Source organism: Micromonospora costi, assembly GCF_003626655.1.
Classification (GTDB): domain Bacteria; phylum Actinomycetota; class Actinomycetes; order Mycobacteriales; family Micromonosporaceae; genus Micromonospora; species Micromonospora costi.
Genome location: NZ_RBAN01000001.1, coordinates 1,913,843 through 1,938,506, shown reverse-complemented (window position 1 = coordinate 1,938,506; position 24,664 = coordinate 1,913,843). Strand labels below are relative to the sequence as shown.

The 24,664-nt window shown below is 74.0% G+C and carries 23 protein-coding genes; 14 read left to right on the top strand and 9 right to left on the bottom strand.

What is annotated here, in order from left to right; all coding sequences use genetic code 11:
• The first annotated feature begins 28 nt into the window (after positions 1-28).
• The 5 genes from D7193_RS08815 to D7193_RS08795 all read left to right on the top strand — a co-directional run bounded on the left by D7193_RS08815 (position 29) and on the right by D7193_RS08795 (position 3,239).
• A complete protein-coding gene (locus D7193_RS08815) occupies positions 29-202 on the top strand; it encodes a CsbD family protein (protein ID WP_120778775.1) in 174 nt (57 codons plus the stop codon).
• 167 nt (positions 203-369) lie between these two features.
• Positions 370-879: a hypothetical protein gene (locus D7193_RS08810; RefSeq protein ID WP_147434344.1), complete on the top strand. Its 510-nt coding sequence runs from the start codon at positions 370-372 to the stop codon at positions 877-879.
• A gap of 142 nt (positions 880-1,021) precedes the next feature.
• Positions 1,022-1,369 carry an ArsR/SmtB family transcription factor gene (locus D7193_RS08805; protein WP_120778773.1) on the top strand — a complete coding sequence of 116 codons (348 nt, stop codon included), beginning with the start codon at positions 1,022-1,024 and terminating at the stop codon, positions 1,367-1,369.
• Positions 1,370-1,374: 5 nt separating this feature from the next.
• Positions 1,375-1,644 carry a hypothetical protein gene (locus tag D7193_RS08800; protein ID WP_147434343.1) on the top strand — a complete coding sequence of 90 codons (270 nt, stop codon included), beginning with the start codon at positions 1,375-1,377 and terminating at the stop codon, positions 1,642-1,644.
• Between the two features lie 119 nt (positions 1,645-1,763).
• Positions 1,764-3,239, top strand: a complete 1,476-nt coding sequence (locus tag D7193_RS08795) for an alpha/beta hydrolase (protein ID WP_120778771.1) — start codon at positions 1,764-1,766, stop codon at positions 3,237-3,239.
• A 51-nt stretch (positions 3,240-3,290) separates the two neighbouring features.
• On the opposite strand, the gene D7193_RS08790 is transcribed toward D7193_RS08795, so the two are convergent.
• From D7193_RS08790 to D7193_RS08765, 6 genes are all read right to left on the bottom strand, one after another.
• Positions 3,291-3,926 carry a dihydrofolate reductase family protein gene (locus D7193_RS08790; protein WP_120778770.1) on the bottom strand — a complete coding sequence of 212 codons (636 nt, stop codon included), beginning with the start codon at positions 3,924-3,926 and terminating at the stop codon, positions 3,291-3,293.
• The gene (locus D7193_RS08785) at positions 3,923-5,194 is read right to left on the bottom strand and encodes an RNA polymerase sigma factor (protein WP_120778769.1); all 1,272 of its coding nucleotides are present in this window, start codon (positions 5,192-5,194) and stop codon (positions 3,923-3,925) included. The genes D7193_RS08790 and D7193_RS08785 overlap by 4 nt, the downstream gene beginning before the upstream one ends.
• Positions 5,191-5,547 carry a YciI family protein gene (locus D7193_RS08780; RefSeq protein ID WP_241562920.1) on the bottom strand — a complete coding sequence of 119 codons (357 nt, stop codon included), beginning with the start codon at positions 5,545-5,547 and terminating at the stop codon, positions 5,191-5,193. Before D7193_RS08780 ends, D7193_RS08785 begins: the two co-directional genes overlap by 4 nt.
• A gap of 149 nt (positions 5,548-5,696) precedes the next feature.
• Complete coding sequence (locus D7193_RS08775) at positions 5,697-6,947, bottom strand: DUF2786 domain-containing protein (protein WP_120778767.1); 1,251 nt, start codon at positions 6,945-6,947, stop codon at positions 5,697-5,699.
• A gap of 75 nt (positions 6,948-7,022) precedes the next feature.
• Positions 7,023-7,706, bottom strand: coding sequence for a response regulator (locus D7193_RS08770; RefSeq protein WP_120778766.1), 684 nt, complete (start codon positions 7,704-7,706; stop codon positions 7,023-7,025).
• Complete coding sequence (locus D7193_RS08765; protein WP_120778765.1) at positions 7,703-9,292, bottom strand: sensor histidine kinase; 1,590 nt, start codon at positions 9,290-9,292, stop codon at positions 7,703-7,705. The genes D7193_RS08770 and D7193_RS08765 overlap by 4 nt, the downstream gene beginning before the upstream one ends.
• Before the next feature lie 109 nt (positions 9,293-9,401).
• On the opposite strand from D7193_RS08765, the gene D7193_RS08760 reads away from it, so the two are divergent.
• Positions 9,402-10,802, top strand: a complete 1,401-nt coding sequence (locus tag D7193_RS08760) for a cation:dicarboxylate symporter family transporter (protein ID WP_120778764.1) — start codon at positions 9,402-9,404, stop codon at positions 10,800-10,802.
• 84 nt (positions 10,803-10,886) lie between these two features.
• Here D7193_RS08760 and D7193_RS08755 read toward each other — a convergent pair whose 3' ends face one another.
• Both D7193_RS08755 and D7193_RS08750 read right to left on the bottom strand, forming a co-directional pair.
• Positions 10,887-12,059, bottom strand: coding sequence for a CaiB/BaiF CoA transferase family protein (locus tag D7193_RS08755; RefSeq protein ID WP_120778763.1), 1,173 nt, complete (start codon positions 12,057-12,059; stop codon positions 10,887-10,889).
• Entirely contained in the window at positions 12,049-13,197 is a 1,149-nt protein-coding gene (locus tag D7193_RS08750) for an acyl-CoA dehydrogenase family protein (protein WP_377456391.1), read from the bottom strand. The genes D7193_RS08755 and D7193_RS08750 overlap by 11 nt, the downstream gene beginning before the upstream one ends.
• A gap of 113 nt (positions 13,198-13,310) precedes the next feature.
• Here D7193_RS08750 and D7193_RS08745 point away from each other — a divergent pair, with 113 nt between their 5' ends.
• Positions 13,311-14,267 carry an ATP-binding cassette domain-containing protein gene (locus tag D7193_RS08745; protein ID WP_120778761.1) on the top strand — a complete coding sequence of 319 codons (957 nt, stop codon included), beginning with the start codon at positions 13,311-13,313 and terminating at the stop codon, positions 14,265-14,267.
• A complete protein-coding gene (locus tag D7193_RS08740) occupies positions 14,264-15,055 on the top strand; it encodes an ABC transporter permease (protein WP_120778760.1) in 792 nt (263 codons plus the stop codon). The genes D7193_RS08745 and D7193_RS08740 overlap by 4 nt, the downstream gene beginning before the upstream one ends.
• Here D7193_RS08740 and D7193_RS08735 read toward each other — a convergent pair.
• Positions 15,031-18,228, bottom strand: coding sequence for an AfsR/SARP family transcriptional regulator (locus D7193_RS08735; RefSeq protein ID WP_120778759.1), 3,198 nt, complete (start codon positions 18,226-18,228; stop codon positions 15,031-15,033). The two genes, D7193_RS08740 and D7193_RS08735, sit on opposite strands and share 25 nt — an antisense overlap.
• A gap of 246 nt (positions 18,229-18,474) precedes the next feature.
• On the opposite strand from D7193_RS08735, the gene D7193_RS33850 reads away from it, so the two are divergent.
• The 6 genes from D7193_RS33850 (at position 18,475) to D7193_RS08700 (ending at position 24,605) form a co-directional block, all read left to right on the top strand.
• A complete protein-coding gene (locus D7193_RS33850) occupies positions 18,475-18,930 on the top strand; it encodes a hypothetical protein (protein WP_187356246.1) in 456 nt (151 codons plus the stop codon).
• Between the two features lie 19 nt (positions 18,931-18,949).
• Entirely contained in the window at positions 18,950-19,495 is a 546-nt protein-coding gene (locus D7193_RS08725) for a plasmid pRiA4b ORF-3 family protein (RefSeq protein ID WP_241562855.1), read from the top strand.
• Between the two features lie 271 nt (positions 19,496-19,766).
• Entirely contained in the window at positions 19,767-19,856 is a 90-nt protein-coding gene (kdpF, locus tag D7193_RS08715; RefSeq protein ID WP_091592907.1) for a K(+)-transporting ATPase subunit F, read from the top strand.
• Complete coding sequence (kdpA, locus tag D7193_RS08710; RefSeq protein WP_120778758.1) at positions 19,856-21,511, top strand: potassium-transporting ATPase subunit KdpA; 1,656 nt, start codon at positions 19,856-19,858, stop codon at positions 21,509-21,511. Before kdpF ends, kdpA begins: the two co-directional genes overlap by 1 nt.
• A 20-nt stretch (positions 21,512-21,531) precedes the next feature.
• A complete protein-coding gene (gene kdpB / locus D7193_RS08705; RefSeq protein WP_120778757.1) occupies positions 21,532-23,724 on the top strand; it encodes a potassium-transporting ATPase subunit KdpB in 2,193 nt (730 codons plus the stop codon).
• Complete coding sequence (locus D7193_RS08700; RefSeq protein WP_120778756.1) at positions 23,724-24,605, top strand: potassium-transporting ATPase subunit C; 882 nt, start codon at positions 23,724-23,726, stop codon at positions 24,603-24,605. Before kdpB ends, D7193_RS08700 begins: the two co-directional genes overlap by 1 nt.
• Positions 24,606-24,664: the final 59 nt, after the last annotated feature.

The following is a 24,664-nucleotide window of genomic DNA, read 5'->3' as shown; positions in this document are numbered from 1 at the left end:
GTAGCGACGTCTCGCAGGGAGGTTCGTCATGGGCATGGATGACAAGATCGGCAACGCGGCAGAGGACGCGGCCGGCAAGGTCAAGGAGCACACCGGCCGGGCCACCGACAACGAGCGGCTGGAGGCCGAGGGTCGCAACGACCAGGCCGCCGCCAACCTCAAGCAGGCCGGCGAGAAGGTGAAGGACGCCTTCAAGAGCTGACCATTCCGTACGCACGCCGGGCCGGTCCACACCGGCCCGGCGTGCCGTACGCCGGGGCCCCGCCCTCCGGCCGCCGACGTGTCCCGGCCTGTCGCCGGATCGTTGGCAGGACGAGGGACGCGCGGACGGGTCGAGCGGGGGACGCCCACCACGGACGGGAGAGGACGATGTCCCAGCGCATGCCGGCCGCCCGGCGGACCGCCGGTGCGGCCGTACTGTCTGCCCTGCTGGCGGCCCTGCTCGCCGGGTGCCAGGCGGCCGGCGACGAGCCGCGCGCCCCCGCCTCCGCCGGAACTCCCACGACCACGGCGGCCGCCCCGGCGACGCCGACCACCAGCCCGTCCGCGGTGACCGCCGCCAACACGGTCGAGGTGTGCCAGGCCGTCGACCGGCTCATCATCGAGGCCAGCCGGAAGATCGCCGCCGACTCCACCGCGGCCACCGAGCGGGAGCTGACCGGCGAGCAGATCACCGCCCAGCTCCGGGGGACGCTCGCGGACCTGGCCGACGAGGTGCGGTCACAAGCCCGTCGCGCACAGGACCGGGAGATCAGGAAGCTCGTCTCCGGCACTGCGGACCGCATCGACGCCGGTGCCCGGGCCGACCGCCCCGCCGCCTGGCTCGACGACACCTTCACCGGAATCCCGGCGACCCTGATGCGCGACTGCCGCCCCTGAGAGGGACGCCCGCTCTCCCTGGGACCCCCGTCGTCGGCCACCCCTGGGTGCCAACCCTGACTTCACCCTCGATCGCGGGCGCGACTCTGTTCATCGTGGACGCCGACCCGCTAACTTCCGTTTGCATGTGCAAGGGCTCGTCATGAGTGATCACCCGCCGCTGTCGGGAGACGACCTGGTGCGGGTGTTGGCCACCCTGGCCAACCCGCACCGGATGCGGGTGATCGCCGCGCTGGCCCGGGAGCGGGCGTACGTGAGCCGGCTCGCCCGGGATCTCGGGATCAGCCGTGCGCTCCTGCAGGTCCACCTGCGGAAGCTCGCGGCGGCCGGCCTCGTGTCCGCCCAGCTGGAGTTGTCGGAGGACGGGAAGGCAATGAAGTACTACGAGGTGACACCGTTCGTGCTCCGGCTCACCCCGGACACCATCGCGGACGCGGCCCGGACGCTGACCCCGTCGGACGCCACGGGCACGGACGGTGACGAGCGGTGACCGGCATGAGCGACCACGACTGGACCGAGGTGGTCGGGGCGATCGGCATCTTCGCCCTGCTCATCAGCGTGTTCACGGTGACCGTGGTGCAGGTCGCCAAGACACGGCGGGCACGGCTCGCCGGGGTCCACGAGGAGCGGTACCGCCAGCTCGCCGAGACGGCGGTCCGGCTCCAGGACAGCAACGACCGCCTGCTGGCCGCCCTGAACGGCCGGCTGGGATCGATGGAGGACCGGATGACGGCGCTGGAACGCGTCCTGCGGGACGTCGACTGACCCGGGCCCGGTGCCCCGGGCCGTCGAGCGGCAACTCGACGGCCCGGGTGGAAGCAGCATCGCCTCGCCCACGGGCGAGTTCTTCCCGCAATGCCCCTTCGAGGAGAGGACAGCATCTCGTGCTGCGCGTACGCAAATCCGTCGGCTGGACGCTGGCGGCCGCGACGGTCGTCGCGCTGGTCGGTGCCGGCGGCCCGCCCGCCGCCGCGGCCCGCCCGGCGCCCGAGCGGACCATCACCTGGCATCCCTGCGAGCAGGACCCCACCGCCGAGTGCGGGACGCTCTCCGTCCCGGTGGACTGGGACCACCCGGACGGGGAGCGCTTCGACCTGGCGCTCGCCCGAAGGGCCGCGACCGACCCCGCGGCCCGGAGCGGTTCGCTCGTGTTCGGCCCCGGTGGCCCCGGCGACAGCGGCGTGGACCGCGTGGTCACCGGCATCCGCCGGTTCGGCGACGACCTGCGCCGCCGCTTCGACATCGTCAGTTTCGACCCCCGTGGCACGGGTCGCAGCCACCCGGTGGTGTGCGCCACCGACCTGCTCGCCGCACAGCCGCAGGTGATCGCCGACGAGGCCGGGTTCGCCGCAGCCTTGGCGGGCAACGAGCGGCTGCGCGCCGACTGCCGGGCCCGGACCGGGCCGCTCGCCGACCACGTCGACACGATCAGCGCGGCGCGCGACCTGGACGCGATCCGGGCCGCCCTGGGCGAGCCCCGGCTGACGTTCCACGGCAGCTCGTACGGCACGCTCCTCGGGCTCCAGTATGCGGAGCTGTTCCCGCAGCGGGTGCGCGCCATGGTGCTGGAGAGCACGGTCGACCACAGCGTGGACACGCGGTCCTTCCTGGACACCCAGGCCGTCAGCGCGCAGGACTCGTTCGACGAGTTCGTGGCCTGGTGCGCGCGGGCGGAACGGTGCGCGCTGCACGGGCGGGACGTCCGTGCCGTGTGGGCCGGCCTCTGGGCCCGTGCCGAGCGGGGCGACCTCGCCGACCCCGACCGTCCCGGTGCCCGGCTGAGCCCGTACCTGCTGAGCCGGCTGGCCCAGCGGGCCTTCTACGGGCCGGACTGGCCGGGCCTCGCGGACGACATCCGCACCATGGAGTCCACGCCCGCCCCGGCGGACGCTGTGAGCACGACGGCGGGTGCGGCGGACACGGCCGTCGCGCCGTACCCCTTCGCGGTCTTCTGCCAGGACTGGTCGCTGCCGGTCCGCGACTACCGCGACTATGCCGGGCACCTGCGCCGGCTCGCACGGCTCGCGCCCGACCTCCGGTACCCGCAGGCCGTCTTCGCGGTCTCGACCTGCCTGGGCACCCCGACCCCGGTGCCGAACCCGCAGCACCGGCTCCGGGTACGCGCCGACGTGCCGCTGCTGCTGGCCGCCACCCGGCACGACCCGGCGAGCGGCTACAACTGGGCGACCAGCGTGGCCCGCCAGCTCGGGCGCCACGGCGTGCTGCTCACGTACGAGGGCTGGGGGCACGGCAGCTACACGACGAGCCCCTGCGTGGCCCGGGCGGTCGACCGGTACCTGCTCGACGTGGCGGTGCCGGCCCGGGGCGCCCGGTGCCCGGCCGTGGACCCGGTCGCCTGACGCGACGGTGACATCCGGCCGCCGCACCCACGGCGGCCGGACGTCACCGCTTCAGCGCAGCACCCGGTAGGTCACGTGGGTGACGGTCGGCCCGGCGACCACCGCGGCCTGTTCGAAACGCACGTCGCCCACGTCGTCGAGAAGGCGCTCACCGGCGCCGAGCACGACCGGGACGATGTGCAGCTGGAGGGTGTCGAGAAGGCCGGCCGCCAGGTACTGCCGGACGGTGCTCGCACCGCCGGCGACCATGACCGTCCCGTCGCCCGCCGCCGCCCGGGCCCGGTCGAGCGCCGAGTGGATGCCGTCGGTGACGAAGTGGAACTCCGTGCCGCCGGCCATCACCAGTGGTTCCCGCGGGTGACGGGTGAGCACGAAGACCGGGGTGTGGAACGGCGGCTCCTCGCCCCACCAGCCGCGCCACGTCTCGTCCCACGGCCCGTCGCCGCCGCCGAACATGCGCCGTCCCATGACGTACGCGCCGACGTCCCGGGTCATCTCGTCGACGACGTCGGCGTCCACTCCGGACTCGCCGCCGGGCAGCCCGTGCTGCGCCCGCCAGCTGTCCAGGCCGACGACCCACTCGTGCAGTTGCTCGCCGCCCCGGCCGAGCGGGTCCTGGAGGCTCTGCTCCGGCCCGGCCACGTAGCCGTCCAGCGAGATCGACAGTTGACTCGTCACCGTGCTCATGCGTCCGTCCTCATCGGTGGGTCGGTGGCCGCGAGCCGGGCGGCGCGCAGCTCCAGGTAGCGCTGTTCGGGAATGCTGGTGGTGGCCCGCGCCGCGGCCAGGTACGCCTCACGGGCGGCTCCGGTCTCGCCGGCCAGCTCCAGCAGGTGGGCGCGGACCGCGGCGAGCCGGTGGTGTCCCGCCGTACGGTCGTCCTCGGCGAGCGGCGCGAGCAGGGCGAGCCCGGCCCGCGGGCCCTGCACCATGGCCACCGCGACGGCCTGGTTGAGCGTGACCATCGGGTTCGGTGCGACCCGGGCGAGCAGTCGGTACAGCGCGAGGATCTGTGGCCAGTCGGTCTCGGCGGCCGACGGGGCCTCGGCGTGCACCGCGGCGATGGCCGCCTGGAGTTGGTACGGGCCCGGCGGTGACCAGGTCAGCGCCTCGGTGACCAGGGCGACGCCCTCCTCGATGGCCGCCCGGTCCCACCGGTCGCGGTCCTGCTCGGCCAGCGGCACCAGCTCGCCGCCGGGGCCGAGCCGCGCCGCCCGGTGCGCGTCGGTGAGGAGCATGAGCGCGAGCAGCCCGGTCACCTCGCCGTCGTCCGGGAGCAGCCCGTGCAGCATCCGGGTCAGGCGGATGGCCTCGCCGGTCAGGTCGGCGCGGTGCAGGTCCGGCCCGCTGGAGGCCGTGTACCCCTCGTTGAAGACGAGGTAGAGCACCTGGAGCACCGCGCCCAGGCGCTCGTCCCGCTCGGCGGGCGACGGCATGGTGAAGCGCGCCCCGGTCGCCTCGATCCGCTGCTTGGCCCGGCGGATCCGCTGGCTCATCGTCGCCTCGGGCACCAGGTACGCCCGGGCGATCTGCGCGGTGCTGAGACCACCGACCGCCCGCAGGGTCAGCGCGACCTGCGCCGACCGTGCGAGCGCCGGGTGGCAGCACAGGAAGAGCAGCCGCAGGGTGTCGTCGCCGGCCGGCGGCTCCGCGTCGGCCGCGGGAGCGACCGCGGCGTACGCGGGCTCGCGGACCGCCACCGCGATCTCGCGGTCGCGGCGGGCGTGTTCGCTGCGCCACTCGTCGGTCAGCCGGCGGGTGGCCACCGTGAGCAGCCAGGCGCGCGCGTTCTCCGGCACGCCCTGCTCGGGCCACTGGAGGGCGGCCGCGAGCAGCGCCTCCTGGACCGCGTCCTCGCACCGGTCGAACTGGCCGTGCCGGCGGACGAGCAGGCCGAGGACCTGCGGCGCGAGAGTGCGCAGCAGGTCCTCGACCTCGCGCGTCCCGGCGGTCACATCTCCGTCCCGGCCTCGTCCATGATCGGGCGGATCTCCATGACCCCGCCGTACCGGACGTCCGGCCAGCGCGCCGCGATCTCGGCCGCCCGCTCCGGGGTGTCGCAGTCGACCGCGAGGTACCCGGCGAACTGCTCCTTGCTCTCCATGAACGGCCCGTCGACGACCTCCGGGTGCCCGCCCGCCAGCCGGACGGTACGGGTCTGCGACGGGTCGGCGAGCGCCTGCCCGCCCACCAGCTCCCCGGACTCGGACAGCTCCTTCATGATCTCGTCGACCTCGCCGAAGAGGGCCACCCGGTCCTGCTCGGTCAGCTCCTCGACGAAACCGGGCCGGTTCCAGATCAACAGCATGTACTTCACGGTCTGCTCCTCGCGTCCAGGCCGCGCCCGTGATCGGTGCGGCTCACCGAGGGGTCGGAGCCGACGCCCCGTTCCCTACACCCGCCGAAAGAAAAATCCCAGAAATGTCGCCGCGCGGGGGACGGGCACGCCGGGCGGGATCAGCGCCGTCCTCGCCGGCCCCCGCGCACCTGCCGGTTCGGGGCGGTCCCGCGCACGTCCAGCGACGCCCGGTCGGCAGCCGCCGTGCCGGATGCCCAGCCCTCCACGTCCCGTACGGTCAGCCGCTCCCGGGTCACCCCCGGGAAGAGGGTCTCCATCCGTTCCCGCACCGCCTCGCCCCGCGCGGCGAGCACCGGCAGCAGCCGCTCGGCGCCGGCGGCCTCCGCCACCTGCCGGTTCGCCGCCTCGCTGACCGCCCGCAGCCGCTCGCCGATCCGGAGGGCGAACGCGTTGAGGAACGACTCGTCGTAGCCGCGGGTACGCCGCCCGGCCGCCCGCCGCTCGCCCCTGCCCCGCAGCATCGCGGCGGTGGCCTGCACGAGCAGGGAGGTGTAGAGCAGTTCGACCGCGGCCAGGTCGTCCGGCCAGCCGAGCACGGTGGCGAACCCGAGATCGGCCGACCAGACCGACTCGCAGCCGTTCGCCGCCGCCACCTCCTGCACGAGCAGCGCCTTGGCCCCGGCGTACGGGGCGTCGGCGTCGAGCCGTACGCCGCCGGGCCGGGAGCGCGGCTGCTCGGTGGCCGCCAGCAGCGCCTCGTCGAGGCGGTGCCGGGTGATCAGCTCCTGCGCCTTGCCGGTCAGGGCCTCGGCCTCGGCCGGGAAGGTGGTCGACTCGGCCTTGGCGAGCAGCGCCCGGACCCGGTCGAGGATCCGGGAGCCGGTGCCACCACCGGTCGGGCCGGTCAGTGCGGCGCCCGCGGCTCCCGGTGGCGGCCGGAGCACGGCGATCGGCGGCAGCCCGGCCACCAGCGCGAGCGCGTCGACCGCCTCCCGCAGCGCGGTCACCCGGTCCACCGCCTCCCGCCGCGCCCAGGCCGCGAGGTGCCGGCGGTCGTCGTCCCACCAGACGCGGGCGTCCAGATCGCGCAGCTGCGCGTCCCACCAGGACGGCACCGGGTCGGGCAGCTCGCGACGCTGCGCGGCCACGGCGTCGCGCAGCAGCCGGGCCGGCCGAACGCCCAGCCGGCGGTCCGCGACACGGGCCAGGTCGGCGGGCTGCCAGCCGCGCGGCCAGAGCCGCCCGACGTCGCGGGCCAGGCGGCGCAGGATCGCGGCGTCCACGTTGGCCGCGCCCTCCGTCCCGCCCGTGCCGACCACGAGCCGGTCCAGCTGCCGCTCCGCGAGGCGTACGTCGGTGCCGCGTACCGCCGCGACCGCGTCCGTGATCAGCTCCTCGGCGTCCGGCACGGCGTCGTCCCTCCTCGCTGGCGGGCCCGGGTGCCGCCACCAGGATCATGCCCGCTGCCGCCACCGGGCCGCTGCTCAGGTGGGCCGGTACTCCACCTCGGGGCGGCCGGGCGTGCCGTAGCGCGGGGTGCGGGTCACCCGGCCGGTGTCGGCGAGGTGTTCCAGGTACCGCCGCGCGGTGACCCGGGACATCCCGGCGTGCTCGGCCACCTCGGAGGCGGAGAGTCCGGGCCGGCGGCGCAGCACGTCCAGGACCGTGTCGAGGGTCTGCGCGCCGAGCCCCTTGGGGAGGGTGCCGGCCGCGGTCCCGCGCAGGGTCGCGAACATCCGGTCCACCTCGTGCTGCGCGGCCACCGCCCCGCCCGCCGACGTCTGCCGCCGGTACTCGGCGTACCGCTCCAGCTTGTCGCGGAAGGCGGCGAAGGTGAACGGCTTCAGGAGGTAGTGGGTCACGCCGAGCGCCACCGCGGCGCGCACCATGGCGAGGTCCCGGGCCGAGGTGATCGCCAGCACGTCGGCGTCGCTGCCCGCGGCCCGCATCGCGCGACAGACCTCCAGCCCGGGTACGTCGGGCAGGTGGAGGTCGAGCAGCACCAGGTCGACGGCGTCCTCCCCGGTGCGGCGCAACAGGCGCAACGCGTCCTGGGCGGTGTGCGCCACCCCGACCACGCGGAACCCGGGCACCCGCTCGGTGTACGCGCGGTGCGCCTCCGCGATCAGCTCCTCGTCCTCGACGACGAGCACCCGGATCTCGGTCACGAGGACAGCTCCGCGGGCACCGGCAACCGCACCCGGAACACCGTCCCGCCGTCGGCCGCCGCCGCCACCTCGTGCCGGCCGCCGTGCCGGGCCAGCACCTGGGCGACCAGGGCGAGCCCGAGACCCCGGCCGCTGGCCTTGGTCGACCAGCCCCGGCGGAACGCGTCGACGACCCGGGGCGGCGGCAGTCCGGTGCCGCTGTCGGTCACCTCGACCAGTACCTCGCCGGCCGTCTCGGCCACGTGGACGCGTACCCGGCGGGGCGGTTCCCCGGCCGCGACCGCCTCCAGCGCGTTGTCGACGAGATTGCCCACGACGGTGAGCAGGTCCCCGGCCGGCAACGTGCCGACGTCGAGCCGGGAGGCCGGGTCGACGGTCAGCTCGACACCCCGCTCGGCGGCCTGGGCCGACTTGCCGAGCAGCAGCGCGGCCAGCGCCGGTTCGGTGATCGCCCCGACGACCTGGTCGGTGAGCTGCTGGGCGAGCGCTAACTCCTCGGTGGCCAGCCGGACGGCCTCCTCGGTGCGGCCCAGCTCGACCAGCGTGAGCACGGTGTGCAGCCGGTTCGCGGCCTCGTGGGCCTGCGACCGGAGCGCCTCGGTCAGCCCCCGGACCGAGTCCAGCTCGCTGGTGAGGGCCCGCAGCTCGGTGTGGTCGCGCAGGGTCAGCACGGTACCCATGGCCCGCCCGCCGGTGCCCGTCCGGCGCAGGTTCGCCACGAGGGCCCGCTCTGCGGTGAGGATGAGCTCGTCCCGGGCGGCGTGGCCCGTCGCGATCAGCTCGGTCAGGGCGGGCGGCAGGTCGACCTCGGTGACCGGCCGGTCGACGAGCGGCTCGTCGGCGGGCAGCCCCAGCAGGCGCCGCCCTTCGTCGTTGACCAGGGCGATCCGCAGGTCCGGGCCGACCACCACGAGGCCCTCGCCGACCGAGTGCAGCACCGCGTCGTAGTACTCGTACATGCGCGTCATCTGGGCCGGGCCGAGGCCGTGGGTCTGCCGGCGTAGGCGGCGGCTCAGCAGCCAGGAGCCGGCCGCGGCGAGGGCCAGCGCGGCGGCGGTGGCGGCGACCAGCACCGGCGACTTCGCGAGCAGTTCGCGGTTGATCGCCTCGGTGGTGATGCCGACGGACACCAGCCCGATCACCCGGCCGTCGGCGTCGCGTACCGGCACCACCGAACGGACGGACTCGCCGAGCGTGCCGGTGTTGATGACGGTGATCGGTCTCCCCGCCAGGGCCGGCGCGATCTCGCCGATGAACGGCCGGCCGATCTGCGCCGGGTCCCGGTGCGAGTAGCGGGTCCGGTCGGGCGCCATCACCACCACGAAGTCGGTGTGCGTCGCGCGCCGGATCGACTCGGCGTACGGCTGGAGGGTCGCGGACGGCTCGGGAGAGCGGAGCGCGGCGGCCACCTCGGGCGACCGGGCGACGGTCTCGGCGACGGCCAGCACCTCCATGCGGGCCGCCTCCCGGGCGTCCGCGCGGGCGACGAGCGCGACGCCGGCCGTGGCCGCCGCCACCAGGAGCGTGACCACCACGACCTGGAGGGCGAACAGCTGCCCGGCGATGCTCCACTTCCGTCCGGTCATGTCTCCTCGTCGTGGGTGACCTCGCGGTCCTGCTCGTCGGCCGTCCACGGCGGTGAACAGAATGAACGCAAGGCTGATTCCGGTTGAGACCTGCGCCACAGTCTCTGCCATGCAGACCCCCACCACCAGCACACCGGCTGCACGGTCCCGTCGGGACCGCACCCACCTCCTCTATCTCGCGGTGATCGTCGCCGTCCTGGCGGGCATCCTGCTCGGCTTCGTGGCGCCGGACGCGGCGCAGGAGCTCAAGCCCCTGGGCACCGGCTTCGTCGCGCTGATCAAGATGATGATCAGCCCGGTCATCTTCTGCACCATCGTGCTCGGCGTCGGCTCCGTACGGCAGGCGGCCAAGGTCGGCAAGGTCGGCGGCCTGGCGCTCGGCTACTTCCTCGTGATGTCGACCGTCGCGCTGGCCATCGGCCTGGTCGTCGGCAACGTGATCCACCCCGGCTCCGGGCTCCAGCTCAGCAACGAGCTGGCCGAGGCGGGCCAGAAGGCGGCCGGCGCCGAGAGCGAGGGCACTGTCGACTTCCTGCTCGGCATCATCCCGACCTCGCTCCTCTCCGCGCTGACCGGCGGCGAGGTGCTGCAGACCCTGCTGGTCGCGCTCCTGGTCGGCTTCGCCGTCCAGGGCATGGGCCGCCGGGGCGAGCCGGTGCTGCGGGCCGTGGGCACCATCCAGCGGCTCGTCTTCAAGATCCTTACCATGATCATGTGGCTGGCGCCGATCGGCGCGTTCGGCGCGATGGCCGCGGTGGTCGGCGCCACGGGCGTGGACGCGCTCAAGAGCCTCGCGCAGATCATGCTGGGCTTCTACGTCACCTGCCTGATCTTCGTGCTGGTGGTGCTCGGCGCGCTGCTGTGGGTCGTGGCCCGGATCTCGATCTTCGCGCTGCTGCGGTACCTGGGCCGGGAGTTCCTGCTCATCGTCTCCACGTCGTCGTCGGAGTCGGCGCTGCCTCGGCTGATCGCCAAGATGGAGCACTTCGGGGTCAGCAAGCCGGTCGTCGGCATCACGGTCCCGACCGGGTACTCATTCAACCTCGACGGCACGGCGATCTACCTGACGATGGCCTCGCTGTTCATCGCCTCGGCGATGGGCGACCCGCTCTCCGTCGGCGAGCAGGTCTCGCTGCTGGCCTTCATGATCATCGCGTCCAAGGGCGCCGCCGGCATCACCGGCGCCGGGCTCGCCACGCTCGCCGGTGGCCTCCAGTCCCACAAGCCGGCGCTGGTCGACGGGGTCGGCCTGATCGTGGGCATCGACCGGTTCATGTCCGAGGCGCGGGCGCTCACCAACTTCGCCGGCAACGCCGTCGCCACCGTCCTGGTCGGCCGCTGGACCGGCGAGTTCGACCGGGAGCAGGCCGAGGCCGTGCTCTCCGGCGAGCGGCCGTTCGACGAGGCCACGATGCTCGACGAGCACCACGACGACGATGAGCCGGCGGAACCGGAGGCCGCGACGGGCCCGGAACGGGCCGAGGAGGCCGCCGGAGCCGGCCGGGCCTGACCGCCCCCCGGTTCGCGATCCTGGGCGGTTTCCGTCGGTGCGGGACGGAAACCCCCAGGATCTGCCGTCCGCGTGGGCCCGCCGTCAGTGGCGCGGCGGCCAGGCTTCCAGCACGGACGACACGGGCAGCACGTCCCGGTCCGGGTCGGGCGCCGGGACCGGAGGCGGGGCCGGGGTCCGGTCGAACCGGGGTGCCGGCGCCGGCTGGACCTCCCCGCCGACCTCGACGAACGTGCCCCGGGCCGCGTTGTGCGGGTGCCGGTGCGCCTCCCCGGGCGCGAGCACCGGCGCCACACACGCGTCCAGGTCGGCGAAGACCGCCGTCCACTCGTCCCGGGTCCGGCTCGCGAACCGCTCGGCGAACCGGCGGCGCATCTCGTCCCAGCCCGCCGGGTCGTACTGCGCCGGAAGGTCGGGATCGTCGGCCAGCCCCAGGCCGGTGAGGAGGGCGGCGTAGAACGCCGGCTCCAGCGCGCCGACAGCCACGAAGCCACCGTCGGCGGTGCGGTACGTGTCGTAGAACGGCGCTCCGCCGTCGAGCAGGTTGCGCCCGCGCGGTGCCGACCAGAGGCCGGTGCTCAGCATGCCGTGCAGGAACGCCGTGAGCAGCGCCGAGCCGTCGACCATCGCCGCGTCCACCACCTGCCCGGCGCCCGAGCGTTCCCGCTCCAGCAGCGCGGCGAGCACCCCGACGGCGAGCAGCATGCCGCCGCCCGCGAAGTCGCCGATCAGGTTCAACGGCGCGTGCGGCCGCTCGCCGGCCCGGCCCAGCGGCTCCAGGGCGCCGGCCACCGCGATGTAGTCGATGTCGTGCCCGGCCCGGGACGCCAGCGGGCCGTCCTGCCCCCAGCCGGTCATCCGGGCGTACACGAGCCGGGGATTGCGGGCCCGGCAGGTCTCCGGCCCGAAACCCAGCCGCTCGGCCACCCCCGGCCGGTACGCCTCGACCAGCACGTCCGCCCGCTCCACGAGGCGCAGCAGGTCGGCCACGCCGTCCGCCGACTTCAGGTCCAGCGCGGTGACCCGGCGACCGCGCTGCAGCGGCCCGCCCACGGGCGCGGCGAGCCGGCCGGCCGCGGGACCGCCGGGCCGGTCGACCCGGACCACGTCGGCGCCGAGGTCGGCGAGCACCATGCAGCCGAACGGCGCGGGCGCGAGGCTGGCCAGCTCGACGACGCGCACCCCGGCGAGCGGCCCACCGCCGGGGCCCGGGCCACCCGGCGCCCGGCCCGGACCCGGCCCGCCCTCAGAGGGCACGCGCGATCAGCTCCTTCATGATCTCGTTGGTGCCGCCGTAGATCTTCTGGGCGCGGGCGTCGGCGTACATGCGGGCGATCGGGTACTCGGTGGTGTAGCCGTAGCCGCCGAACAGTTGCAGGCAGCGGTCGACGACCTCGCACTGCCCCTCGGTGAGCCAGTACTTGGCCATGGCGGCGGTCGCCACGTCCAGCTCGCCCCGCGCGTGCCGGGCGACGCAGTCGTCCAGGAAGACGCGGCTGGCCCGCGCCCGCGTCGCGCACTCGGCGAGCACCATGCGCGTGTTCTGGTGCCCGAGCAGCGGCTTGCCGAACGCCGTGCGCTCCTTCGCGTACGCCACGGTCAGCTCGACGGCCCGCTCCATGGCGGCGACCGCGCCCACCGCGATGACCAGCCGCTCCTGCGGGAGCTGCTGCATGAGCTGCACGAAGCCGAGCCCCTCGGCGTCGCCCAGCAGGTTCGCGGCCGGAACCCGGAGCCCGTCGAAGAACAGCTCGGCCGTGTCGTTGGCGTGCAGCCCGATCTTGGAGAGCAGCCGGCCGCGCCGGAAGCCCTCCGGCTCGCCGCCCACCTCGCAGACCAACAGGGAGATGCCGGCCGCGCGCTGCTCCGGGTCGGTCTTGACGGCCACGATGACCAGGTCGGCGAGCCCGCCGTTGCTGATGAACGTCTTCGCGCCGGTCACCACGTAGTCGTCGCCGTCGCGAACCGCGCGGGTGCGCATCGCCTGGAGGTCCGAGCCGCCGTCCGGCTCGGTCATCGCGATCGCGCCGACCAGCTCGCCGCTGCACAGGCCGGGCAGCCACCGCCGCTTCTGCTCCTCGCTGCCGTACGCCACGAGGTAGCCGGTGACGATGCCGCTGTGCACGGCCAGACCGAGGCTGGTCTCCCCGGCGTACGCCTGCTCCTGGAGCAGGACCGTCTCGTGGGTGAAGTCGCCGCCCCCGCCGCCGTACTCCTCGGGGACGGACAGGCCGAGCAGGCCCAGCTCGCCGGCGCGGCGGTAGTGCTCCCGGTCGGGATGCCCCTGTGCCGACAGGCGGTCGGCGTGCGGCAGCACCTCCTTGCCGAAGAAGCGGCGGGCCAGGTCGGCCAGCTCGTCGTGTTCCGGTCTGCGCCAGGGGGAGGAGTGCGGCATGGCCATCACGATCGCCCGCGGTTACCGGCGTGTCAACAAGCGGGAACGCGCGGCCGGGCGCCGTGAAACCGCGGTGAAACCGCGCTGATCCGGCCCGGCCGCACGCTTCCCCCATGACGACATCCACTCCACGACCGGCGGTCGCCGCGACCGGTCTCCGCAAGTCGTACGGCGACCACGTCGTCCTCGACGGTATCGACCTCCACGTCGCCGAGGGCACCGTGTTCGCCCTGCTCGGCCCGAACGGCGCCGGCAAGACCACCACCGTGCAGATCCTCTCCACGCTGATCCGGGCCGACGGCGGCGACGTACGGGTCGTCGGGCACGACCTGAGCCGGGAGCCGGACCGGGTGCGCGCCGGCATCGGCGTCACCGGCCAGTTCTCCGCGGTCGACAACCTGCTCACCGGCGCCGAGAACCTGAAGCTCATGGCCGACCTGCGCCACCTGGGCCGGGCCGCGGGGCGCCGGCGGACCGCAGAGCTGCTCGAGCAGTTCGGCCTGGTCGACGCGGCCGGCAAGCCGGCGGTGACCTTCTCCGGAGGTATGCGGCGACGGCTCGACCTGGCGATGACCCTGGTCGGTGAACCACGCCTGATCTTTCTGGACGAGCCGACCACCGGTCTCGACCCGCGCAGCCGCCGGGCCATGTGGGACATCATCCGCGACCTGGTGGCCGGCGGGGTGACCATCTTTCTCACGACCCAGTACCTGGACGAGGCCGACCAGCTCGCCGACCGGATCGCCGTGCTCGACCGCGGCCGACTGGTCGCCGAGGGCACCGCCGAGGAGCTGAAGCGCCGCGTACCGGGCGGTCACCTCCAATTGCGCTTCGCCGACCCCACGGGCCTGGCCGCCGCCGCCCGTGTCCTCGGTGAGGTGCGCCGCGACGACGAGGCGCTCACCCTGCGCGTGCCCAGCGACGGCAGCGTCCGGTCCCTGCGGGCCGTGCTCGACCGGCTCGACGACATCCAGGTCGAGGTCGAGTCCCTGAGCGTCCACACGCCCGACCTCGACGACGTCTTCCTCACCCTCACCGGCCACGACACCGAAGAGAAGGTCCCGGCATGAGCACGTTGACCTACACGCTGAGCGACTCCGCCACGATGGTCCGGCGCAACCTGCGGCGCATGCAGCGCTATCCGTCCCTGACCCTGATGGTCATCGGCGTCCCGGTGGTCTTCCTGCTGCTCTTCGTCTACGTCTTCGGCGGCACGCTCGGCGCCGGCCTCGGCGCCCCGTCCGGCGGCCGGGGGGAGTACGCCACGTACGTGACCCCGGGCATCCTGCTGATCACCGTGGCCGGGGTGGCCCAGGGCACGGCGATCTCGGTGGCCATGGACATGACCGAGGGCATCGTCGCCCGGTTCCGCACCATGTCGATCGCCCGCGTGTCCGTCCTGACCGGTCACGTCGTCGGGAGCCTGATCCAGACAATGCTCGGCCTGGCGGTGGTCACCGGCGTCGCCCTGCTGGTCGGGTTTCGCCCCACCGCCAACCCGGTCGAGTGGGTGGCCGCCACCGGGCTGCTCGCCGCCGTCACCTTCGCGATCACCTGGCTGTCGGTAGCCCTCGGCATGGTGACCAAGAGCGTGGAGACGGCGAGCAACCTGCCCATGCCGCTCCTGCTGCTCCCGTTCCTGGGCAGCGGGTTCGTCCCCACCGACTCGATGCCCGCCGGGCTGCGCTGGTTCGCCGAGTACCAGCCGTTCACGCCCGTGACGGAGACCCTGCGCGGCCTGCTCGTCGGGGGGCCGATCGGCTCCAGCGCCGCCCAGGCGGTCGCCTGGTGCGCCGGGATCGCCCTGCTCGGTTACCTCTGGGCGCGCCGCCTCTACGACCGCGACCCGTCGCGGTGACCGCCGGCGCGGGCGGCCAGCGCCGACAGCGCGGCCGCCCGCAGCTCGGCCGGTTCCAGGCCGGCGTACGCCGACACCGCGTCGGCGTACGCCGCCCTGTCGGCCTGTTCGGCGTCCCTGCGGGCACGGGCGGAGGACATGGTGGGTTGGAACTCGCGCAGGAAGCCGAACCGCTCTGCCAGGGCGACGAGCCGGGCGGCCCCGGCGGCGGCCGCCCGGTCGCCGCGCCGAGCCCGCCCGATGTCCACGATGGCGAGTGCGAGGAGCAGCGTGCCGCAGATCGGCTGTTCCGTGACGAAGGCGGGCGGGTTGGCGGCGGAGTTCGCGAGCATCCGGTGCAGGCCGTCGGCCAGTTCGTCGGGCAGGGTGGGAACGAGGTCGAGCCGGCCGTGCCGGGCGTGCGCGACGGCGGCGGCCGCCCGCACCTGGAACGCCCACGCGGCGGCGCCGGCCGGGTCGGCCTGGAACAGCGGGTCCTCGTACAGGGTCACGTGGGTCACGGCCTGTCGCCACAGCGTGAGCCCGCCCTCGACGTCGCCCCGGACGAGGCGGACCTCGCCGCGGACGCCGGCCTCGAACGACGCCAACCCGAACCCGTCATCGGGGCTGTCCCGGGCCGCCAGGTCGAGCCACCGTTCCGCCTCGTCGACGTCGCCGGTCGCGAGGCAGGCGAGTGCCAGCGTCCACCGGATCTGGATCACGTCGGTCCACGGCCCGGTCTCCTCGAGCAGGCGCAGCGCCGCGAGCAGGTGGTGCCGTGCCTGCCCCCACTCCTCCGTCTGGACGAGCAGCTCGGCGAACCGGGAATGGGCGAGGATCCGGAACCACGGGCTGACGCGCACGTCGGAGCCGTCCACCAACCTCCGGGCCGCGTCGAGGGCGGACGCCCGATCCCCCTCCCGCTCGTGCACGTAGGACGCGAGGCAGTGGGCGAAACAGGCCACCAGCGGCTCCGGGCGCGCGCGGAGCGCGTCCAGCGCGGCCCGGTCCGCGGCGATCGCCGGGAGGGCGTCCAGCAGGATCGCCAGCGCCCCGACCAGGGTCGCCGGCGACGGTGGCGGCAGGCGGCGCAGGGTGACCAGCGGGCGGATGGGCCGGGGCCCCTGGATCATCATGAGGTTCGCCGCGGAGAGGGCCGACACGGTCCTGGTGACCTCGACGAACTCCGCCGCGGGCCGGTAGTGCGACAGCAGTGGCCCGGTCTCCTCGGCGAGCGCGACCATCCGGGTGTAGGCGGTGTCCAGCGTCCAGATGCCGGCCAGGACCGCCCCGGTGGCGGCCACCGTGGCGGCGTCGTCCCGGGCCAGCCCGATCCGGTACGCCTGCACGATGTTGTCCTGCTCGGCGCGGACCAGTTCGGCGGTCCCGAACGCCTCGGGGCCGAGCAGCGCCTCGTGGGTCCGCAGGCCGAGGCCCCGGGCCCAGGCCAGGAAACGGTCGGTCGCCACCCCGGTCTCCCCGGCCTCGTCCCGCCGTGCGGCGCTGAACTCCCGGACCGTCTCCAGCATCCGCAGCCGTACGCCCGTCGGGGTCTCGTCGACCTTGAGCAGCGACTGGTCCACGAGGTGCTCCAGCACCGGCAGCGGGTCGCCGTCGACCAGCGAACGCGCGGCGTCCGCGGTGAAGCCGCCGGGGAAGACGGACAGCGCGCGCATGGCCGCCCGGCTCGCCTCGTCGAGCAGGTTCCAGCTCCAGTCGACCACCGAGTGCAGCGTGTGGTGCCGCTGCGGCGCGTCCCGCGACCCGCCGCGCAGCAGGGCGAACCGGTCGTCCAGCCGACCCGCGATCTCCGCCACCGACATGGTCCGGACGCGCGCCGCCGCCAGTTCCACGGCGAGCGGGAGCCCGTCGAGGTGCCGGCAGAGCGCGGTCACCACGTCCGCGGGCAGCTCGACGCCGGGTCGCGCCGCGCGGGCGCGCTGGCGGAACAGCTCGACGCTGGTGTCCAGCGTCAGCTCCGGCAGCAGGTACACCGACTCGGAGGACAGGCCCAACGGTGTACGGCTCGTAGTGAGCACCCGTACGTCGCGGGTCGCCGACACCAGCCCGCCGACCAGCTCGGCGGCGCCCCGCACGACGTGCTCGCAGTTGTCGAGCACCAGCAGCGCCGGGCCGGGGCCGAGCGCCGCGGCGATGCCGGCCGGCCCGTCCCGCCCGCCGCCGGTACGGGCCGACGCGGCGGCGCCGAGGGATTCCCCGACGCCGAGGGCGGCGGCCACCTCGGGTACCACGTCGTCGTCCGTGCGCACCCCGGCGAGGGGCACCAGGTGGACCACACGCTGCTCGGCCTGCCGGGCCACGAGGTTCGCGAGCCGGGTCTTGCCCAGCCCGCCCGGCCCCACGACGGAGGTCACCCGCGCGGTGCGCAGCAGCCCGGTCACCGCGGCGATGTCGGCGTCCCTGCCGAGCATCGGGTTGGGCTCGTGCGACACGCCCTGCCGGACGGTGGGTGACTCGCCGCGCAGCAGGTCCCGCTGCACGGCCTGGAGCGCGGGGCCCGGATCCGAGCCGAGGTCGTCGCGCAGCCTCCGGCGGTACGCCTCGTACCGGGCCAGCGCCGCCGACGGGCCGGCGGTGGCCGCCTCCGCGCGCAGCAGCTCGGCCAGGACCTCCTCGTCGCGCGGACGGTCCGCGGCCAGCCGGCCGAGCGGCCCGACCGCCTCGGCGTGCCGCCCGAGCCGGGCCAGGGCCAGGGCCAGGGCGCGCGCCAACGTGCGATAGGTGGCGGCCCGCTCGGCCCGCAGCGCCGCGAGCGGGTCGTCACCGGGGTCGGTCTCCTCGGGCGGCCCGACCCAGTTCGCGAGCCCGGCCTCGGCGTGGGCGAGCGCCGCCGCGTGGTCGCCCGCCCGCTCCCGCTCGGCGGCTGCGGCGGCGTGGCCGCGTACGGCGGCGGCGTCGACCTGCTCCTCGGTGAGGGTGAGCCGGTAGCCGGTGTGCGTCCGCTCGATGACGTCCGCGCCGAGCTGCGCCCGGGCGCGGGAGACCAGCACCTGCAACGCCTTGGCGGGGTTCTCCGGCAGCTCGTCCGGCCAGAGCCCGGCGATGAGGCGGCCGGTGCCGCAGCCGGCGCGGAGGTCACCGGCGAGCAGGGCGAGGAGCCCGCGGAGCCGGGCGCCGGTGATCTCCCGGCCTCGGTGGGAGACGCCCGCAAGCAGGATCAGCTCGGCGGTCACGGGACAAGGTTAGGCCCGTCCGCGCCATCGCCAGCACCCCCCGGGCCGGCGCTCGCCGACACGACCGCGGATGGCGCGGGCCGCGTTATGAGCCTGTCAAGAATCCGGCTGCCGCCGTCACGGGTGCGTGAAAACCATCGACGGTGGGCGGCCGGTCGGATTGGTATGGCGTCGGACGGGCCCGACGGGCGGGTCCGTGCGTACCGGCGGAGGCGGGCCGTGAACGTCGACCACGATCGAGATTCCGTGCCGGACGTCCGGACACCGACAGGCATCGCCATCGCCGCTGGCGCCGTCCTGGTGGTCGGCGCGGTGCTGCTCGCGGCGGCGCTCTTTCCACCGGGCGACCTGTCCGGCCGGGTGTTCGTGCTGGCCGTCGCGGTCGGCGGGTACGCCGCCCTCGTGCCGGACCTGCGGGCCCTGGCGGCCGTGACGGTGCTCGCGGCGCTGACCTTCGTCGGGTTCCTGGCCAACCGCTTCGGGGAGCTGACCGGCGCCTCCAGCACTGTCTGGTCGTACACGGCGGCGATCGCGCTCGCCGCGCTCCTGGGCGCCGGCTACCGCTCCATGCGCTCCTCGTCGCCGGCATCCGGAATGCCGCCCCGGCCGAGCCCGACCGCTCTGGTCCCCCGGCCGCTGACGCCGGACGCGGAGCCGGTGGTCGCCCCGCCGGACGACCCCTCCGGTCGCCGTGCGGCCTGAACCGCGACCGTCCGGCGGCGTGTCTCCCACGCCAGCGGACGGGTCGCTGTCCATCACCGTCGAGCTGGTGACGGGGCGTGGCCGGGACTGGTGGCCGCGCCCCGGCCGCGTCTTCGCCGCCCACCGCTCGCACACCTTCGCCCAGTTGGCCGAGGCGATCGATCTCGCCTTCGGCCGCTGGGACCTGGCGCATCTGCGCATGTTCGTCCTGCCCGACGGTAGCCAGGCCAGCTGGTCCGCCTGGCGGGACGGTCCGGCCTTTCCGGATACCCGCGACGGCCGGACCACCCGCCTCGACGTGGTGCCCGTCGGCGGGGCCGTCGCGTACGTGTTCGACCTGGGCGCGGACTGGACCCACCTGTGCCGGATCCGGCGGGCAACCCCGGACACGCCTGCCGCGCCTCCGTCCGAGCGGCCCTGTCCCTACCGCGGGTGGGGCGTGCTCCCGGACCAGTACGGCCGGCAGCACGCCGAGGACCCGGCGGAACCGTCGACGGTGCGCGGCTCGTCCGCCCTGCTCTCCGACCTGCCGCCGATCCTGCCGTCCTGGGGCACCCGCTCCTGACCTGCCCCCGGCGGCGGGGGTGTCGCCCGGGTCACCCGTAGGAGGGCGGCCTGTGAAAAGGGCGTCAAAAAGGTGCCGGCCGCCGTCATGGTCCCGTTATAGGCCCTGTCACCCGGCTGAGCACGGGGCTTTGATTGCCCCGCGCGACCGGCAGGCGGTCGCGACGACCCTTATCCGTACGAGGAGTCAGCGTGTCTGACGTGGTGTTCGTGGTCCTGACGGTGGCGCTCTTCGCGGCGCTCGCCCTGGTGGTTCGGGCGGTGGAGAAGCTGTGAGCGCGGTCAACGCCGTCGGCCTGGTGCTGGCGATCGGCCTCGGGATCTTCCTGGTGGTCGCCCTGCTGTTCCCGGAGCGCTTCTGATGACCACGACAACAGCCGGCGTCATCTTCGTCCTGTCGCTGGTGGTGGCGCTGGTCGCCATCTACAAGCCGTTCGGCGACTACATGTACCGGGTGGTCTCCGGCACCCGGCAGTCCCGCGTCGAGCGCGGGATCTACCGGCTGGTCGGGGTCAACCCGGCCGCCGAGCAGAGCTGGGGCGTGTACGCCCGTAGCGTACTGGCCTTCTCGGTCGCCTCACTGCTGTTCCTCTACCTGCTCCAGCGCGTGCAGGACAAGCTCTGGCTCTCACTGGGCTTCGACCCCGTGGTGCCGCACGGCGCCTGGAACACCGCCGTGTCGTTCGTGACCAACACCAACTGGCAGTCGTACTCCGGTGAGTCGACCATGGGCCACCTCGTGCAGATGGCCGGCCTCGCGGTGCAGAACTTCGTCTCCGCGGCGGTCGGCATCGCGGTCGCGATCGCCCTGGTCCGCGGCTTCGCCCGGCACCGCACCGAACAGCTGGGCAACTTCTGGGTCGACCTGACCCGGATCACCCTGCGCATCCTGCTGCCCGTCGCCGTACTCGGCGCGTTCGCGCTGATGCTCGGCGGTGTGGTGCAGAACCTGTCGGGCGGCACCGACGTCACGACGCTGACCGGCGGCACTCAGACGATCACCGGCGGGCCGGTGGCCAGCCAGGAAGTGATCAAGGAGCTGGGCACCAACGGTGGCGGTTTCTACAACGTCAACAGCGCCCACCCGTTCGAGAACCCCACCTCCTGGACGAACTGGATCGAGATCTTCCTGATCCTCATGATCCCGTTCAGCCTGCCCCGGGTCTTCGGCCGCATGGTCGGCCAGAACCGCCAGGGCTACGCGATCGCCGCCGTGATGGCCATCCTCGCGCTGGCCAGCGTCACGCTGACCAACGTCTTCGAGTTGAGCGGCCACGGCACGGTGCCGCAGGCGGTCGGCGCCGCGCTGGAGGGCAAGGAGGTCCGGTTCGACGTCTCGAACTCGGCCACCTTCGCCGCGGCGACCACGTTGACCTCGACCGGCGCGGTCGACTCGTTCCACGACTCGTTCACCGCGCTCGGCGGCATGATGCCGCTGGTCAACATGATGCTCGGCGAGGTCGCCCCCGGCGGTGTCGGCGCCGGCCTGTACGGCCTGCTGATCCTCGCGGTGATCACGGTCTTCGTGGCGGGCCTGATGGTCGGCCGCACGCCCGAGTACCTGGGCAAGAAGATCAGTGCCCGGGAGATCAAGTTTGCCTCGATGTACTTTCTGATCACCCCGGCGCTGGTGCTGATCGGCACGGCCGCGGCGTTCGCCACCGGCAACAACGCGACCGCGCTGAACGTCGGCCCGCACGGGCTGTCCGAGGTGCTCTACGCGTTCACCTCGGCGAGCAACAACAACGGCTCCGCGTTCGCCGGCATCACCGTCAACACCACCTGGTGGGACACCGCGCTCGGGTTGTGCATGCTGCTCGGCCGGTTCCTGCCGATCATCTTCGTGCTCGCCCTGGCCGGTTCGCTGGCCCGCCAGCAGCCCACCCCGGCGTCCGAGGGCACCCTGCCGACCCACCGCCCCCTGTTCGTCGGGATGGTCGTCGGCGTCACGGTGGTCCTCGTCGCGCTGACCTTCCTGCCCGCCCTCGCGCTCGGTCCGCTGGCCGAGGGGCTCTGATCTCCATGAGGAACGAGAACATGTCCGTCACGTCGGTGACATCGGGAGCCGGCGAGGAGCCGACCCCGGGTACGCCCGCCACCCAGGGCAACCGGGTCGGCGGCGGCCTGCTCGACCCGAAGCAGCTGCTCCGGTCCCTGCCGGACGCGCTGCGCAAGCTCGACCCGCGCACGCTGTGGCGCAACCCGGTCATGCTGATCGTCGAGGTCGGCGCGGTCTTCACCACGGTGCTGGCGATCACGGACCCGTCCGTGTTCGCCTGGGCCATCACCATCTGGCTCTGGCTCACCGTGATCTTCGCGAACCTCGCCGAGGCCGTCGCCGAGGGCCGCGGCAAGGCGCAGGCGGCCACGTTGCGCCAGGCGAAGCGGGACACCATCGCCACCCGTCTGATCGGCTGGAAGCCGGGCGCCCCGGCGAACAGCTACCGGGACGAGGCGGTGCCCGCACCGGAGCTGAGGCAGGGCGACATCGTCCTGGTCGAGGCGGGCGGCACCATCCCCGGCGACGGCGACGTGGTCGAGGGCATCGCGAGCGTCGACGAGTCGGCCATCACCGGCGAGTCGGCCCCGGTCATCCGGGAGTCCGGCGGCGACCGCAGCGCGGTCACCGGCGGCACGCGGGTGCTCTCCGACCGGATCGTCGTGAAGATCACCCAGAAGCCCGGGGAGAGCTTCATCGACCGGATGATCGCCCTGGTCGAGGGCGCCAACCGGCAGAAGACGCCGAACGAGATCGCGCTGAACATCCTGCTCGCCGCGCTCACGATCATCTTCCTGCTCGCGGTGGTCACCCTCCAGCCGCTGGCCATCTTCTCGAAGGCCTTCCAGGCCGCCGCGGCCGACACCGGCGCGATCACCGACGCCGGCGTCACCGGGGTCGTGCTCGTCTCGCTGCTCGTCTGCCTGATCCCCACGACCATCGGCGCGCTGCTGTCGGCCATCGGCATCGCCGGCATGGACCGCCTCGTGCAGCGCAACGTGCTCGCGGTCAGCGGCCGTGCCGTCGAGGCGGCGGGCGACGTGAACACCCTGCTGCTCGACAAGACCGGCACGATCACGCTCGGCAACCGGCAGGCCGCCGAGTTCCTCCCGGTCGAGGGGGTCGACCCCGGCGACGTCGCCGATGCCGCGCAGCTCTCCAGCCTGGCCGACGAGACCCCGGAGGGGCGCTCGGTGGTGGTCCTCGCGAAGAACGAGTACGGGCTGCGCGAACGCGAGCCGGGCGTCATGCCGCACGCCACCTTCGTGCCGTTCACCGCGGAGACCCGGATGAGCGGCGTCGACCTCGGCGCGGAGAGCGTCGACGGCGGCGTGCGCCGCATCCGCAAGGGCGCCGCGGCTGCCGTCATGAAGTGGGTACGCGACAACGGCGGCCACCCGACCGGCCAGGTCGGCGAGCTGGTCGATGCGATCAGCGGCACCGGCGGCACCCCGCTCGTGGTCGCCGAGCACCTCGACGGCCAGCCGGCCCGGGCGCTCGGGGTCATCCACCTGAAGGACGTGGTCAAGTCCGGGATGCGCGAGCGCTTCGACGAGATGCGCCGGATGGGCATCCGGACCGTGATGATCACCGGCGACAACCCGCGGACCGCGAAGGCGATCGCCGACGAGGCCGGGGTGGACGACTTCCTCGCCGAGGCCACGCCGGAGGACAAGCTCGCCCTGATCCGCAAGGAGCAGGAGGGTGGCCGGCTGGTCGCCATGACCGGCGACGGCACCAACGACGCGCCCGCGCTCGCGCAGGCCGACGTCGGCGTGGCCATGAACACCGGCACGTCGGCCGCCAAGGAGGCCGGCAACATGGTCGACCTCGACTCGGACCCGACGAAGCTCATCGAGATCGTCGAGATCGGCAAGCAGTTGCTGATCACCCGGGGCGCGCTGACCACCTTCTCCATCGCCAACGACGTGGCGAAGTACTTCGCCATCATCCCGGCCATGTTCGCCGGCATCTACCCGAGCCTCGACGCGCTGAACATCATGCGCCTCGCCAGCCCGGAGTCGGCGATCCTGGCCGCGGTGATCTTCAACGCGGTCGTCATCGTCGCGCTGATCCCGCTCGCCCTGCGCGGCGTGCGGTACCGGCCGGCAAGCGCGTCGAAGCTGCTCAGCCGCAACCTCTGGCTCTACGGCCTGGGCGGCCTCGTCGTGCCGTTCGTCGGCATCAAGCTCATCGACCTGCTCATCCAGTTCATCCCAGGGATCTCGTGATGCGCCTACCAAGCTGGATCGCCCAGCACCTCGCCGCCCTGCGGGCCGTGCTCGTCTTCACGGTGCTGCTCGGCATCGCCTACCCGCTCGCGATGGTCGCCGTGGGCCGGATCCCCGGCCTCGACGGCAGGGCGGACGGCTCCCTGATCAGCGTCGACGGACGCACCGTGGGCAGCAGCCTCATCGGCCAGTCCTTCACCGACGCGGACGGGAACCCGATCGCCCGCTACTTCCAGAGCCGACCGTCGGCGGCCGGCGACGGCTACGACCCCACGTCCACCTCGGCCAGCAACCTGGGCCCGGAGAGCGTGGTGGACACCCTCGCCACCGACCCCGAGGAGTCGTCGCAGAGCCTGCTCACCCAGGTCTGCGCGCGCAGCAAGGCGGTCGGCGAACTGGACGGCGTGGACGGCAGCCGGCCGTTCTGCACCCCGGACGGGGTCGGCGCGGTGCTCGCCGTGTTCCGCGCCGACGGGCTGACCGGCCCGGTCACCCGCGTGGTGAGCGTCAACCAGGTCGCCCCGGCCACCCCGTTCGTGAGCACCTACGAGGGGACGCGGGTCGAGCTGGCCGAGCCCGGCCACGACTACGTGGCCGAGGGCGGGAACATCACCCCGATCCGGGGCGACGCGCCCGCCGAGCCGGCCGTACCCGCCGACGCGGTCACCGCCAGCGGCAGCGGCCTCGACCCGCACATCAGCCCGGCGTACGCCGACCTTCAGGTGAACCGGGTGGCGCGCGAGCGCGGCGCGGACCCGGCGGCGGTCCGCCGCATGGTCGAGGAGCACACCACCGGCCGGGCGCTCGGCTTCATGGGCGGGCGCGGGGTCAACGTGCTGGAACTGAACCTGGCCCTGGACCGGGAGTTTCCCGCACGCTGATCCGCCGGGCACGCGGGGCGGGACCACGAAACGTGGTCTCGCCCCGCGCCGTGACCGCC